The organism is Flavobacterium sp. WG21 (assembly GCF_000335775.1).
GTDB lineage: Bacteria > Bacteroidota > Bacteroidia > Flavobacteriales > Flavobacteriaceae > Flavobacterium > Flavobacterium tructae.
Genome location: NZ_AMYW01000002.1, coordinates 33,463 through 47,917, shown reverse-complemented (window position 1 = coordinate 47,917; position 14,455 = coordinate 33,463). Strand labels below are relative to the sequence as shown.

Annotated in this window: 14 protein-coding genes; 5 read left to right on the top strand and 9 right to left on the bottom strand. The window is 36.3% G+C overall.

The genetic code is table 11. The annotated features are described in order from the left end of the window. Nucleotides 1-6: 6 nt before the first annotated feature. The 9 genes from C245_RS0101740 to C245_RS0101700 all read right to left on the bottom strand — a co-directional run bounded on the left by C245_RS0101740 (nt 7) and on the right by C245_RS0101700 (nt 8,692). A complete protein-coding gene (locus C245_RS0101740) occupies nt 7-558 on the bottom strand; it encodes an RNA polymerase sigma factor (RefSeq protein WP_017494864.1) in 552 nt (183 codons plus the stop codon). Beyond that, entirely contained in the window at nt 549-1,655 is a 1,107-nt protein-coding gene (locus C245_RS0101735) for a glycosyltransferase (RefSeq protein WP_017494863.1), read from the bottom strand. Before C245_RS0101735 ends, C245_RS0101740 begins: the two co-directional genes overlap by 10 nt. Before the next feature lie 83 nt (nt 1,656-1,738). Further along, the gene (locus C245_RS0101730) at nt 1,739-2,353 is read right to left on the bottom strand and encodes an FMN-binding negative transcriptional regulator (protein WP_017494862.1); all 615 of its coding nucleotides are present in this window, start codon (nt 2,351-2,353) and stop codon (nt 1,739-1,741) included. 146 nt (nt 2,354-2,499) lie between these two features. Further along, nucleotides 2,500-3,513: a UDP-N-acetylmuramate dehydrogenase gene (murB, locus tag C245_RS0101725; RefSeq protein ID WP_017494861.1), complete on the bottom strand. Its 1,014-nt coding sequence runs from the start codon at nt 3,511-3,513 to the stop codon at nt 2,500-2,502. A gap of 129 nt (nt 3,514-3,642) precedes the next feature. Further along, nucleotides 3,643-4,743 carry a histidinol-phosphate transaminase gene (hisC, locus tag C245_RS0101720; protein ID WP_017494860.1) on the bottom strand — a complete coding sequence of 367 codons (1,101 nt, stop codon included), beginning with the start codon at nt 4,741-4,743 and terminating at the stop codon, nt 3,643-3,645. Nucleotides 4,744-4,850: 107 nt separating this feature from the next. Further along, nucleotides 4,851-5,912, bottom strand: a complete 1,062-nt coding sequence (locus tag C245_RS0101715; RefSeq protein ID WP_017494859.1) for a glycosyltransferase — start codon at nt 5,910-5,912, stop codon at nt 4,851-4,853. Nucleotides 5,913-6,103: 191 nt separating this feature from the next. Further along, nucleotides 6,104-6,781 carry a DUF2461 domain-containing protein gene (locus C245_RS0101710; RefSeq protein WP_017494858.1) on the bottom strand — a complete coding sequence of 226 codons (678 nt, stop codon included), beginning with the start codon at nt 6,779-6,781 and terminating at the stop codon, nt 6,104-6,106. A gap of 10 nt (nt 6,782-6,791) precedes the next feature. Next, nucleotides 6,792-7,490, bottom strand: coding sequence for a thioredoxin domain-containing protein (locus tag C245_RS0101705; protein WP_017494857.1), 699 nt, complete (start codon nt 7,488-7,490; stop codon nt 6,792-6,794). 107 nt (nt 7,491-7,597) lie between these two features. Continuing rightward, the gene (locus tag C245_RS0101700; RefSeq protein WP_017494856.1) at nt 7,598-8,692 is read right to left on the bottom strand and encodes a DNA replication/repair protein RecF; all 1,095 of its coding nucleotides are present in this window, start codon (nt 8,690-8,692) and stop codon (nt 7,598-7,600) included. Nucleotides 8,693-9,091: 399 nt separating this feature from the next. Here C245_RS0101700 and C245_RS0101690 point away from each other — a divergent pair, with 399 nt between their 5' ends. From C245_RS0101690 to C245_RS0101670, 5 genes are all read left to right on the top strand, one after another. After that, nucleotides 9,092-9,871, top strand: a complete 780-nt coding sequence (locus C245_RS0101690; protein WP_017494854.1) for a tetratricopeptide repeat protein — start codon at nt 9,092-9,094, stop codon at nt 9,869-9,871. A gap of 76 nt (nt 9,872-9,947) precedes the next feature. After that, nucleotides 9,948-10,520, top strand: a complete 573-nt coding sequence (gene ribH / locus C245_RS0101685) for a 6,7-dimethyl-8-ribityllumazine synthase (RefSeq protein ID WP_017494853.1) — start codon at nt 9,948-9,950, stop codon at nt 10,518-10,520. 218 nt (nt 10,521-10,738) lie between these two features. After that, nucleotides 10,739-12,697 carry a DNA mismatch repair endonuclease MutL gene (mutL, locus tag C245_RS0101680; RefSeq protein WP_017494852.1) on the top strand — a complete coding sequence of 653 codons (1,959 nt, stop codon included), beginning with the start codon at nt 10,739-10,741 and terminating at the stop codon, nt 12,695-12,697. Next, complete coding sequence (locus C245_RS0101675) at nt 12,697-13,509, top strand: rhomboid family intramembrane serine protease (RefSeq protein WP_026109805.1); 813 nt, start codon at nt 12,697-12,699, stop codon at nt 13,507-13,509. The genes mutL and C245_RS0101675 overlap by 1 nt, the downstream gene beginning before the upstream one ends. A 43-nt stretch (nt 13,510-13,552) precedes the next feature. After that, a complete protein-coding gene (locus C245_RS0101670; protein ID WP_017494850.1) occupies nt 13,553-14,416 on the top strand; it encodes a rhomboid family intramembrane serine protease in 864 nt (287 codons plus the stop codon). Nucleotides 14,417-14,455: the final 39 nt, after the last annotated feature.

The following is a 14,455-nucleotide window of genomic DNA, read 5'->3' as shown; positions in this document are numbered from 1 at the left end:
AATAAATTATCTGTTGCGTTCGATGATTTCTGCTAGTAATTTTTTAGCGCGAAGTAATTTTACTTTGACATTGCTCAAAGGTTCGTTGATTTTCAGCGCTATTTCCTGATAAGTCATTTCCTGGAAATAACGAAGCTGGATGACTTCCTGGTAGTGAGGTTTTAATTCTTTAATGCATTGAAGCAGGCGCGAAAGATTTTGTTCTTTAATTAAAGCATCTTCGGCAGAAGGAGTAGGGTCGGCAATATTGTAGGCCTGTTGGTCTTCGTTGTCTGTGATTTCTATAAAAAGACTGGTTTTCTTTTTACGTAACAAATCAATATAAACGTTTTTTGCTATAGCAATTAACCAGGTGTTGAATTGAAATTCGGAATTGTAACTGGCTATTTTGTCGAAAGCTTTAGAGAAGGTTTCGATGGTGATATCTTCGGCGATGGTTTCGTTTTCGGTACGCTTCAGCATAAAGCTGTAAACTTCATTCCAGAAATAATCTAATAAAAAAGTAAAGGCGATCTGATCGCCTTTTTTAGCTTTTTCTATTTTAGAATTTATTTCCAATATACCGGTTTTGAAAAGATATTAGTTATAAAGATATTAATTTGCGTGAATATAAGAATGATTTCAACAACAGGAAACCAAACTTTCAGGTCATTTTCTTTTAATTTGCCCGCAGAAAATCCTATAACAATCCATGCTACAGTGTAACGTGTTGCTAAAATAGCCAATACAGCGATCCATTGAAACTGAAATGCTAGCAATACAATTGCTGATAAAAAGAAAAATAATTGTGAGGTAAAAAACAGCCCCAATTGCATTTTATCAAAAAATTTGTAATGCTCGGCGGTAGAAACATGTCTTCTTTTTTGAGTAAACCATTCTCTGTAAGTTTCCTTTGGTTTAGAATAAGTGAAACTTTCAGGGTTGTAAGCAATGGTAGTGTTGTTTTTAGTTGCGGCCTGATTGATAAACAAATCATCATCACCTGAACGAATCTGGATGTGCTCGATAAAACCGTTTACATTAAAAAATTCTTCCTTTTTATAGGCTAAATTTCGACCAACACCCATGTAAGGAAGTCCCAGTTTGGCCCATGAAAAATATTGAACAGCCGTTAAAACGGTTTCATAACGTATGATTTTGTTTAATAAAGAACGTTCTACTTTTTCATATCCGCCATAGCCCAAAACAATCGTTTTGTTCATGGTGAATCTTGAAGTCATTGCAGTGATCCATTCTGTTGAGGTTGGATAACAATCGGCATCGGTAAAAAGTAAGTAGTCTTTTTTTGAAGCTTTGATTCCTAAAGTTAATGCATACTTTTTGTTTCCCCAGAAAGCCTCATTGTTTTGCACTTTTACCAGACGAATATTGCTGTATTGTTGTTCGAATTCTTCAAAAACCTCCAGAGTTTCATCACTTGAGGCATCATCAATTAAAACAATTTCAAAATCAGGGTAGTTTTGTTCCGCAAGAAGGGGGATGAACTTTTTTACATTTTCTTCTTCATTTTTTGCGCAAACGATAACAGATACCGGAATTTTCTTTGGAGTTATTTCCTGAGGTTTGCCGAAAGCGAACTTTCCAAAAATCCCTAAGTAATAGAAAATCTGAATGAAAACGATAGCAATAAAGAAGTAAAATAAAGTTATAAGCATCTGATTTTAATGTCTTTTAATTTCTGAATCTTGCGAGTGCAAATGTACTCATGAAATCCTAATTTTCAATACTGAAAACGGATTTACTTTCGGCATTTTGCCATTTCTTTTGCAACAGCAATAGCCTGAGGGTTTTCGGTTTTTTCTAACTCCGAAATTATGTTTTTATAATTGTGATCGTCCCTGTTTTGGGAGAGTTTTTTAGTAGCCTGAATTTCGTCAATTTCAATTTCGAAGCCAAAAATACCTCTGGCTTCCCGCATGGTTTTGGCAGATAAATTTTCAACCCGAACCGGATTCACAGAATTCGCTTCGTATTTGTCGACTAATTTTTTTAGCTGTTCTATAGAAGTGGCTTCGTCGACAATTTTGATTCGACCATAAACATGTACCGCTATATAATTCCATGTTGGAACATTTTCATGATCGTACCAGGACGATGAAATGTAGCTGTGCGGACCTGTAAAAACAGCTAATACCTGATCGTTTTCGGCAAAACCTTCTGCTTGCGGATTGAGTTTGGAAAGATGGCCTTGTAAAATTTCTTTTCCGTCCGAATTCACTTCAAGTTCTATCGGAATATGTGTGGCACATAATTTTCCGTGTGTCTGATTGATCAGAATGCCAAAACTGTTTTCTTTTAGAAAAGCTCGGATCGATTCCGGATCTTCGTTTTTGTATAAGTCAGGTGTGTACATTTTTTTCTTTTTTAGGTTCAAGGAGGCAAAGAAGTAAAGGTTCAGAGGTTCGTCAAAGATACTGAGATACTGAGATTCTAATATTAAAATCTAATAATCTAAATATCTTAGAAGTCTAACCATCCAACAATCTAAAGATCCAATTTTTAAATCACATTTACTTCGGCTTCAATCTGAATTCCAAAGGTATCAAAAACAGTTTTTTGAACATCTTTGGAAACCGCCAGAATTTCTTGTCCAGTGGCATTGCCATAATTGACTAAAACCAGGGCTTGATTTTTGTGAATTCCGGCATCACCAAAACGTTTTCCTTTAAAACCAGCTTGCTCAATCAGCCAGCCAGCCGGAACTTTTACTTCGGTTTCCGAAACCTCGTAATATTTCATTTGAGGAAACTTCTGGTGTATTTTTTCGAAATCAGATTTTAATAAAATCGGATTTTTAAAGAAGCTTCCACTATTTCCTAATTCTTTTGGATCCGGTAATTTGCTCTGTCTAATCGCAATTACAGCATTGCTCACGTCTTTTAAGGTAGGAACAGTGATGTTATTTTTAGCCAGTTCAGCGGTAATATCTCCGTATGAGATGTTGATTTTATGATTGCGTTTCGTTAGTTTATAAATGACTGAGGTAATGATATATTGGTCTTTTACCTCATTTTTGAAGACACTTTCTCTGTAGCCAAACTTACAGTCGGCATTGGTGAACGTTTTTATTTCCTGAGTGGCAATATTGATCGCTTCGCACGAAACAAAAGTGTCTTTGATTTCCGTTCCGTAAGCACCGATATTCTGTACCGGTGTGGTTCCCACATTTCCGGGAATAAGTGACATGTTTTCTAAACCTCCGAAATTATTGTCGATGGTCCAAAGAACAAAGTCGTGCCAGGTTTCACCGGCCTGACTTTCAACCCAGACAAAATCATCGTCTTCTTTGAGGATCGATTTTCCTTTTAAATCAATATGAATGACCAAAGCGTCGATGTCTTTGGTTAAAAGCATATTGCTTCCTCCGCCTAAAATAAATTTCTGTTCGTCTTTGTTTTCTTCTAAAATAGTTTTCAGTTCAGCAACCGTATGTACGGCAACAAATTGTCTAGCTTTGGCTTCGATGCCAAAAGTATTGTAGTTTTTTAAAGAAAAATTGGATTGGATTTCCATAAATAAAAGGCTTTTTTGAAGAATTAATTCTGACTCCAAAAGTAAGGATTATAATTTATTTGAATTGGATTTCTAAAAAATAACCAACATTAATTAGGATACAAAACAGCGGGGATCTTTTCTCTGATGTCATTTTAGGGCTTGAATAAATCGTTGCATTTCTTTCATGGTGCCTATGGTAATTCGGGTCCATTTGCCGTTTTCTTCGTAAATTCTTGTTCCTGATATGTTGTGGTCTTTCAATTGCTGGAAATAGTCCTTTTTGTAATTTTCTAATGAGAAGTAAATAAAATTAGAATACGAAGGGATGCAGGTTAAATTGAGTTGTGTAAGTTGTGCTATGGTATATTTTTTTACTTCTTCATTAGAGGTGCGTACCTGACGAATGAAACTTTCATCGTTTAGAGAGGCAATCGCCGCGGCAATAGAGACAACACTGAGGGATAAGTTGGGAGACGATTTCAAAATGCTCAATTCCTCAATCGTGGCAGCATGTGCGAGAGCATAGCCAATACGGGCGCCTGCCAGGCCATACATTTTAGAGAAAGTTTTGGTAATAATCAGATTTTTATTGGAGACCACTAAATCACTTAGCGATGGCTCGTCTGTAAAATCGATATAAGCTTCATCTACAAAAACAAGTGTTTTTTGAGTGGCTTCTTTGATGAAAGAAATCAGTTCTTCTCTTTGACATAGCGTTCCCGTCGGGTTGTTTGGGTTGCAGATGTAAACCATTTTGGTGTCATTATCAATGGCTTTTAGCATCGCAGGTAAATCATGTTTTTTATCTTTGGTTAAGGGAACAGTGATTTTTTTTATGCCTAATTTTTCAGCAGGAGCTGTCCAGTAATCAAAGGTCGTTTCGGCGATTATAAAATTGCCTTTTTGCAATGCGGTATATTGAAGTACTAAATCTAAAATTTCGGTGGAACCGGCACCCAAAAGAATATTGTTTTCTGTAACCGTATTCTTTTTTGCCAGCAGCGTAATGAGTTCCGGTGAAAGATTCCATCCGTATCGATTGCTGATGTTGATACTTTTGGCCATTGCTTCCCGTGCCTTTGGTGACGGACCATAAGGGTTTTCGTTGGAACGCAGCAATATGGGTGAATTATCGATATAGGGTATTATAGGCTCAGTAGTGCCGTTGGCAAAGGTTTCAAAAGGGTAAAGTCCTAGGCCAATAGTTCCTAGTCCAATTTGTTTTAACCAAATTCTTCTGTTACTCATCTTTTTATCAGATTAAATTAAACAATTCAATGAAATAAGTAGGTCGTTGCGACGGAAGAAAAGTTACGTTTTTTTGTTGAGGGATTTACAGATTTTTCTGAGAAAGCTTAATTTCTTTGTAAATCCAGAAGCTGATGATACCTATTAGAAATAATCTTCATGTTGGTGCTGTAATTTGCATTTTCTTCCACAAATTTTCTATTTCGGATGATAGCCTGATTTCGTAATTCCGAATTTTCAAAAGACCAGATTAGTTCTTCGGATAACATTTCGATATTGTCAATTTCAATCAATTGTCCGTTTTCACGATGTTTGATCCAGCTTTGGTTTCCGGGAATGTTCGAAACTACCGGGTAACAGTTGCAGGCCATGGCTTCAAATAAGGATGCCGATACTCCTTCGGTAATGGGCATGCTGATGTAAATGTTGGATCGCTGTAATAATTTAGGGAGTTCAGTGTTTGGAGTTCTTCCGGTGAAAATTACTTTATTTTCAATTTGCAATGCTGCGGCTAAGTCCTTCAAAGATTGTAGTCGGGTTCCGTCACCCACAATGGTTAATGAAAAGTCAATTCCTTTTTGATGTAAAATGCCAAAAGCTTTTAAAATGGAATCATGACGGTATTCGGGTTGCAAAGAACGTGTAACAATCGCTTCGATTTTTGTTGAGTTACTGATTGATGGTGTGAAAAGAGATAAATCAATTCCTTTTGGGAGCACTAAAACTTTGCTCATGTCTACGCCAATTGCTTTCATCGAAATGGTCATAACAGGTCCCCAGGCGTGTATTAAATCTGCTTTTTTGAAAGCGTGTTTCTGAATGAATTTTTTAAAGGGAAGTAGTATTGATCCTTCCGGCCACAAATCAGTTCGGCCTTGTTGTGCAATTGCAATAGGATGCATTCCTGAAATTGCTGCCAGAAAACCATAACTGGTGGTTCTTTCGGCAATAATCATGTCCGGTTTTTCCCGTTTGATTTTTTTCCGAATCGAAAGAGGAGAGAAAAGATATTCTAAAATACGTCTGAATCGGCTGAGTTTGGAATGGTTGGGTGTTTGAAGTTCCCAGGTGCAAATTTCAAAACCGCCAAATTCTTCAAGGCCTTTCATCCATGTAATGGCGTCAGCACGATAGGACTCTCCCAGAAAAAGTATTTTTCTTTTTTTCATTCGGCAAACTTAATTTTTTTGCCACAGATTAAAAGATTTTTAATGGATTTTTTGATGTATAGCAATCGGTGAAATTTGTCGCCAAACTTTATCTCACATTTCTGGGGCGCAGTATATCCTTTTTGAAGTTTTTTCCGCCACGAATTCACGAATTATTTAAATAAATTGTGAATTCGTGGCGGTGTTTTTCTCTAAAATTCCTCAGTGTCTAAAGCGCGATTAAAGAATTCGTTTAAAGGTTTTAAAGCGATGAGTTTTTGGCTCATTTTCGAGACGAAGTCTTTTTGAGTCACTTCGTCGATGTTGTATTTTTGGGTAGCTGTAAAGCTTTTTAATTTTAAAAACGCAATGGCAGGATGGTCTTTTTCATACCCTCTTGGCGGGTTTTTGAGAGCGTTGTTTTCATTGACATCCAGACTGCTAAATTCCTTTTTGAATTTTTTATCTGCCAGTATCGCTTCCAAATCTTCATGGAAAAAAGCAATTTCTTTGCGTATTTTTTTCAGATCTTCGGCTTCAGGCGAATAAAACCCTCCCGCAATAAAACTGGCTCCTTTTTCAATATGTACATAATATCCGGCTCGGTTGAGGCCTTTGACGGCTGAAGACATCCAGATTCCTAAATGTGCTTTGTATGGCGATTTGTCTTTAGAAAACCGAATATCACGATTGATCCTGAAAGTACAGTTTTTGACTTCTAATAGTTCCAGTGCTGGATCCAAGGGTTTCATTGCATCCAGTAAATCACTAACTAATTGGTGATAATCTTTTTTGAAAACTTCATATCGTTTCTTGTTGTCCAGAAACCAATCCCGATTATTGTTCTTCTTTAAATCGTCTAAAAATTGCAATGATTCTTTCGTTAACATATCTTCTCTGTTATTGCAGTTGTTTTTTTAAGTCTTCTTCTTTGATGAAGCCGATGTTTTTCCATTTTTCGGCTTTGTTTTCGTATAAAATCATAGTAGGAAGCTGTTCGATTTTCATCTGAGTCGCTAAAGTTTCGTTTTTGTCCACATCAATACGAATGATAACTACTTTGTCTGCCATTTCTTTTTGCATTTTCAAAAGGTACGGTTCCATTTGTTTGCAGGGACCACACCATTCTGCATAAAAATCTACCAGAACTTTTTTGTCTGTCTTTAGTAAATTGTTAAAATCATCGATTGTCATTCCTGCGTTAGCTGTTGAAGGTTTGGAAAATCCTTCTGCATTCCATTTCATGATACCGCCTTCTAATTCATAGATGGTGGTAAAGCCCAATTCGTTAAGTTTTGCAGCTGCTTTTTTACTTCTTCCGCCGCTTAAACAATATACAAAAACGGGTTTCGATTTATCGTAAGCCGCGACTTTGGTTTCAAAATCTTCACTGTTCCAGTTTACATTCACCGCATTCTCAATATGATTGGATTCAAATTCTTCCGGAGTTCGAACATCCAGTATTTGAGCATTTTCGGTTGTTTTAATTTTTTCAGCAAAATCCTTCGGAGTAATTTCTTCAATGATACCGGATTTTTTTTCGTTGCAGGAAATGAATACGACCGAAAGTATAAGGAATAGAATTTTAGTGAACTTCATAAGGTTGTGTTTAAAAAATAGAACTGCTAAAATAATGATTTTTAATTAGTCAATTAGTTAATGAGATAATTCAAAATCATTATTTAATTATCTCATTGACACATTATCTAATTGGCGTAATTGTCTAATTTAAATATTTTGTAACTCTGATGTGTTGATTTTACAATAGCTTCGGTTCGTTCAGGATGTGTGTCTGAGATAAAAAGTTGTCCGAAAGTTTCGCTGTTAACCATTTCGATAATTTTAGCCACACGGTTTTCATCTAATTTATCAAAAATATCATCAAACAACAGCAGAGGTTTTACGCCGCTTTGTTTTTTTAAAAATTCAAATTGAGCTAGTTTCAAAGCAATCAGGAAAGATTTTTGCTGCCCTTGAGATCCGAATTTTTTAATGGGATGTGAATCAATTTCAAAGGAGAGGTCATCTTTGTGGATGCCTACGCTTGTGTATTGTAATGCCCGGTCTTTGTTGATGTTCTCCTTAAGCAGATTCAATAAGTCTTTTTCGAACAAATTACTTTCGTAAACCAACTGTACGGTTTCTTCCGATCCGGTTATGGCCTGATGATGTACATTAAATATAGGTATAAATTGTTCCAGGAAATCTTTTCGTTTCTCGAATATCGATTGACCAAAAGTATTTAGCTGTTCGTTGTATATGGATAAAGTATCATTATCAAAAGTATGGTTCAATGCAAAATATTTCAGCAGTGCGTTACGCTGTACAATTACTTTCTGATATTGAATGAGCTGATGCAAGTAAGTGGAGTCCAATTGCGAAATCACACTGTCCATAAACTTACGGCGCGTTTCGCTTCCTTCCACAATTAAATCACGGTCGGCAGGGGAAATAATAACGAGCGGAATAAATCCGATATGATCAGAGAATTTATCGTAAGCTTTGCCATTTCTTTTTAAAACCTTTTTCTGCCCTTTTTTTAAACTGCAGACAATCTGTTCAGTCCTGTCGTTTTTTTCTAATTCGGCATCGATTACAAAAAACTCTTCTCCGTGTTTGATATTTTGAACGGCCAAAGGATTGAAGTAACTTTTTCCGTAGGCCAGATGGTAAATGGCATCAAGTACATTGGTCTTTCCAATTCCGTTTTTGCCGACAAAACAATTGATCTTACGGTCGAAATCAAAATTGATTTCGGAGAAGTTTTTATAATTGAATAAAGAAATTTTGTTTAAATACATTTTTTTGGAAACTCTAAGGGAAAAATAGGATGTTTATTAATTAGACCTCGCGTTACTGGTTTCTTTTGCCGCAGATTAAATGATTTTTAAAAGATTTCTTTGTTAAATCCAGCATGATAATTTTGTAATCTGTGAGAATCTGTGAAATCTGTGGCAAAAAAATCTAGCTAATAGCTAAGGAAAATCCTGTTTTGAATAGCAAAAATTTGAGGGTGCAAATTATCGAAAATTATCGATATAAAAGGCTTTTGATCGGTTTGAAGCGGAATTATTTTCAGCTTGAGGAGGAAGGACTTGTTGTTGATGAAATTATTTTTTCTAAAATAGTGATAAAATTGATTTTTTTTACGTCGGTTTCAATAAAAATTTTATTTTTGCCGTTCACTAAATTAATTTTAAATGGCAACTTACAATAAAAGAGGATATAAAGCACCAAAAGAGAAAGAAGTTAAAGAAGTAAATGAGGAAACACAGGTAGTTATTGACGAGAAAGACAGTACAACAGCAGGTGTTTTTTCAAAGTTAGATGAAACTGCTTCAAAAACTGAGGATTGGGTAGCTAAAAATCAAAAAATCATTATTGGTTTAGTTGCTGGTATCGCAATTGCTACTATAGGATATTTAGCGTATCAGAAGTTTGTTGAAAATCCTAAGCAGGATGAGGCTGCAAGCGAAATGTTTGTTGCTCAGCAAAACTTCGAAAAAGCGACTAATGGTGTAGCAAGTGATTCTCTGTACAAATTGGCTTTAAATGGTTCTGAAGGTAAATTCGGTTTCGTTAAAATCGCTGATGAATATTCAGGAACTGACGCCGGAAATTTAGCGAACTATTACGCAGGTATTGCTTCTTTGAACATTGGTAAATACGATGATGCAATTAAATATTTAGGAGAATTTAAATCAAAAGAAGCTATTGTAGGAGCTTTGGCAATTGGCGCTATTGGAGATGCTTATTCTCAAAAGAACCAACAAAAAGAAGCTTTAGACTATTACGTGAAAGCAGCTGAATCTAATAAAAATGATTTCACTACTCCTCGTTTCTTACTAAAAGCAGGTAAAACAGCTTTGGCTTTAGGTCAAAAAGAAGATGCTTTGAAGTACTTAACAGATATCAAAGACAACTACGACGCAACTCCGGAAGCTGCTGCTGTTGATGTATTGATCGGATTAGCACAATAATTTTAATTGCAGAGTTCAGATTTAGATTTTAGATTCGTATTTTAGCAATCTAAAATTTATACTCTAAAATATACAGATGGCTACTCAAAATAAAAATTTATCAGAATACGATAAAAACACAATCCCAAATGCGAAAGATTTTCGATTTGGGATTGTTGTTTCTGAATGGAATGAAACGGTTACCGAAGGACTTTATAATGGCGCTTTTGACGCTCTAACAGATTGTGAAGTTCCGGCTCATCAAATTATCCGCTGGAATGTTCCGGGGAGTTTTGAGCTTGTTTATGGTGCCAAGAAAATGCTGCAAACGCAAAACGTTGATGCGGTAATTGTAATTGGATGTGTGATTCAGGGAGAAACAAAACACTTTGATTTTGTATGTGAAGGTGTTACTCAGGGCATAAAAGATTTGAATGTTCAGACTGATATTCCGGTTATTTTTTGTGTTTTAACAGACAATAACATGCAGCAGTCCATTGACAGAAGTGGAGGAATTCACGGAAACAAAGGGACTGAGGCGGCAATCGCTGCAATCAAAATGGCTTATATTCGCCAACAGGCTTCTATGTCACACCCGTTCAATCAACCATTGTTGTCTTCAGGAGCACTTCAGATCGAAGATAAGCCAAGAAAAATTGAGAACGAATAAAACACAATTGTTTTAATAATACTAAAACCTATACTGTGTAAAATAGTATAGGTTTTTTGTTTTTTTTATGATAGCTGTTGTTTAAAAAGCCAACAGAAATTCATTAAATTTGTACACCTTGGTTTCAAAAACCAGAATTGAAATAATAATATTACCCTGAGATTTTACCGATTATTTTCGATAAAAATCGATGGACAACCTTTAACCCAAATTTTTTAATGTCGAGTATCATTCAATTACTTCCTGATCACGTTGCGAATCAAATTGCTGCCGGAGAGGTGGTTCAAAGACCTGCTTCGGTTGTAAAAGAGCTGTTAGAAAATGCTGTTGATGCGAAAGCAACTGACATTAAATTGATTATTAAAGATGCCGGAAAATCATTAGTTCAGGTTATCGATAATGGAATGGGGATGAGTGTAACTGATGCACGTTTGTGTTTTGCACGTCACGCTACTTCAAAAATACGCCAGGCCGAAGATCTTTTTTCGCTTCATACTAAAGGGTTTCGTGGAGAAGCATTGGCTTCTATTGCGGCGATTGCGCACATGGAAATGAAAACGAAACAGGATCAGGAAGAACTGGGGACGCATATTGTAATTGAAGGAAGTAAATTTGTGTCGCAGGAAGAAGCTGTTTTGCCTAAAGGAACTTCTTTTGCGGTTAAAAATTTATTTTTTAATATTCCTGCACGTCGTAATTTCTTAAAATCGGATACGGTGGAATTTCGTCATGTTATGGACGAGTTTCAGCGTGTGGCAATGGCGCATCCTAATATTCATTTTACCTTTTACCACAATGGAAGCGAATTGTATAATTTGCCAGCGGCAGGTTATCGTCAGCGAATTGTGGGAATCATGTCCGGTAAAACCAATGAGAAATTGGTTCCGGTAAGTGAAGATACAGAGATCATTAACGTTCAGGGATTTGTTTGCAAACCAGAGTTTGCAAAGAAAAGCAGAGGAGAGCAATTCTTTTTTGTAAACGATCGTTTCATTAAAAGCGGTTATCTGCATCATGCAGTAATGGCGGCTTATGATGGACTTTTGAAAGACGGTTCGCAGCCAAGTTACTTTCTATATTTGAAAGTTCCGCCCAATACGATTGATATCAATATTCATCCTACCAAAACAGAAATTAAGTTTGATGATGAGCAGGCCTTGTACGCTATTTTAAGAGCCTCTATAAAACACAGTTTGGGGCAGTTTAATGTCGCGCCGGTTTTAGATTTTGAACGTGACGCCAATTTAGATACTCCGTACCATTATAAAGATTTAGAAGCTGAAACGCCAACGATTCAGGTTGACGGGACTTTTAACCCGTTTACAGATGATAAAACCAATCAGCATTATGCGAAATCGGGCTCAGGTTCCGGTTTTAGTTCGGGTTCTGGTTTTAGCTCAGGATCTGGCTCGGGTTCCAATTCAGGTTCAGGTTCAAGTTATAGCTCAGGAGCAAATTCTTATTCCGGTTATTCTAAAAGAGTCGAGCCAACGGCAAGCTGGGAAAGTTTGTATACCGGTTTAGAGACAGAAAGTATCGAAAGTTCACCGTTTACCTTCGAAAACGAAGAAGTGACCTCCTCCTTATTTAACGATAATGAAATTGAACAAGCGAGTCAGGGAACCTATCAGATTCATAAAAAATATATCGTATCGCCAATTAAATCCGGAATGGTGATTGTCGATCAGCAAAGAGCACATCAGCGTATTTTGTACGAGCAGTTTTTGTTGAATATGACCGTTAATCAGGCCTCTAGTCAGCAATTATTGTTCCCGTTGAATTTATTTTATTCTTCGGCCGAAATGAAACTGATCGAAGAACTGAAACCTTCTTTAGAAACAACCGGTTTCGTTTTTGATGAAGCGCAAACCGATCATATTGTGATTTCCGGAATTCCGGTAAACATTACCGAAAGCGAAGTCTCTCTGGTTATCGAACAGTTATTAAGTGATTTGCAGGACGGAATTCCGGCCAACAGTTACAGTCAGAATGATACCATTGCCAAGTCGATGGCTAAAAGTTTAGCGGTTAAAACCGGATCGTATTTAACCGAAAAAGAACAGGACAATCTGGTTAACGGATTATTTGCCTGCAAAGATCCAAACATTTCACCTTTTCAAAAACCTACCTTCATCACGATGCGTGTAGAAGATATAGATAAAAAGTTTGCCTTATGATGAACAACATGACTCCTGTCGTAAAACAACTGCTTATAATTAATATCATATTTTTTATTGGTGCGCAGTTAGTGCCTGTTTCCGAGCAGTTTTTTGCACTATTTTTTCCGGAAAGCGATTTTTTTAAACTTTGGCAGCCCATAACACACATGTTTATGCATGGCGGTATTTTGCATATTGCCTTTAATATGTTTGCGATGGTTTCTTTCGGATCGGCCTTGGAACATTTTTGGGGAGGAAAGAAGTTTATTTTCTTTTACATCTCCTGTGGATTAGGTGCCGCTTTATTGCAAATAGGGGTAAATTATTTGCAATTCCAGGCAGCTTTAGAGCCGGTAAGAAGCTTAGGGTTATCAGATGCAACATTACATCAGATCTTAAATGTAAATTTTAGTGACGGGTCGGGTTTTAGATCCGATTTGTTTTTTGATCAAATTAAGCCAATATTGGAAGGGGTTGGAAAGACCAATCTTACTGAAGAAGGATTTAAAGGATTATTTAATGCTTCTGTAATTACTCAGGTGCCAATGGTAGGAGCTTCGGGTGCTATTTACGGACTTTTGGTGGCTTTTGCTTTTATGTTTCCAAATGCTGAGCTTGCTCTGATGTTTATACCAATTCCGATTAAGGCGAAATATTTTGTACCAGGAATTTTAGCCATTGATTTGTTTTTAGGTTTCAAAGGAGATTCTATATTTGGAGGAGGAGGTACAGGGGTTGCTCACTTCGCTCATATTGGAGGTGCGGTCATTGGGTACTTCATGATGTGGTACTGGAAAAAAAATCAGTTTAATAACAATCGTTGGAATTAATTTTTAACTTTAATATTGCAAATAAAAACTAAAGAAAGCTTTTATGAACATTCTGGATGATTTAAAATTACAATATCGATTAGGCGGAATAGCCATGCGTGTTATTTTTTGGAACATTGGTTGTTTCCTGATTTCATTAGTGTTATTCTATAACTTTTCTACAGCTCAGTTTGCTTTTCCGAACTGGCTGGCATTGTCATCAGATCCTGCCGTTTTTATGTTCAAGCCCTGGACGTTTTTGACGTATGCTTTCTTTCATTATGGCTTTCTGCATTTATTGTTTAATATGATGGTGTTGAATTTTGCGAGTCAGCTATTCCTGACTTTCTTTACCCAAAAACAATATCTCGGATTGTATATTTTAGGAGCCATTTTTTCAGGGATTGTTTTTGCACTGAGTTTTTATTTTTTAAATATTTCAGCGCCTATAGTTGGAGCTTCAGCTGCAATCATGGCAATCCTGATGGGTGTTACCACTTATCAGCCTTTGATGAATGTGCGTTTATTGCTTATAGGCAATGTAAAGCTTTGGCACATTACAGCTGTGATTCTGGTTCTTGATTTAATGCAGTTTCGTTTAGACAATACCGGAGGACATATCTCGCATTTGGCAGGAGCTTTCTTTGGATTTCTTTTTATCAAGCTGCTTCAAAACGGTACAGATCTTAGTAAAATTGTTTCCAGAACATTAGATTTCTTTGCCAATCTGTTTAAAAAATCCCCGTCGACCCCATTCACAAAAGTTCATAAAAATTACAAAAAACCTACTGAAAAAGTGACGTCAAGAATTGTTACGAAAGATAAAACGCAACAACAAATTGATGAAATTTTAGACAAAATCAGCCAGTCCGGTTATGATTGTCTGACAAAAGAAGAAAAAGAGTTTTTATTTAAAGCTGGAAAATAATCGTTTTAGGCCCGCAATATGAAAAACCTTTCATGGTTT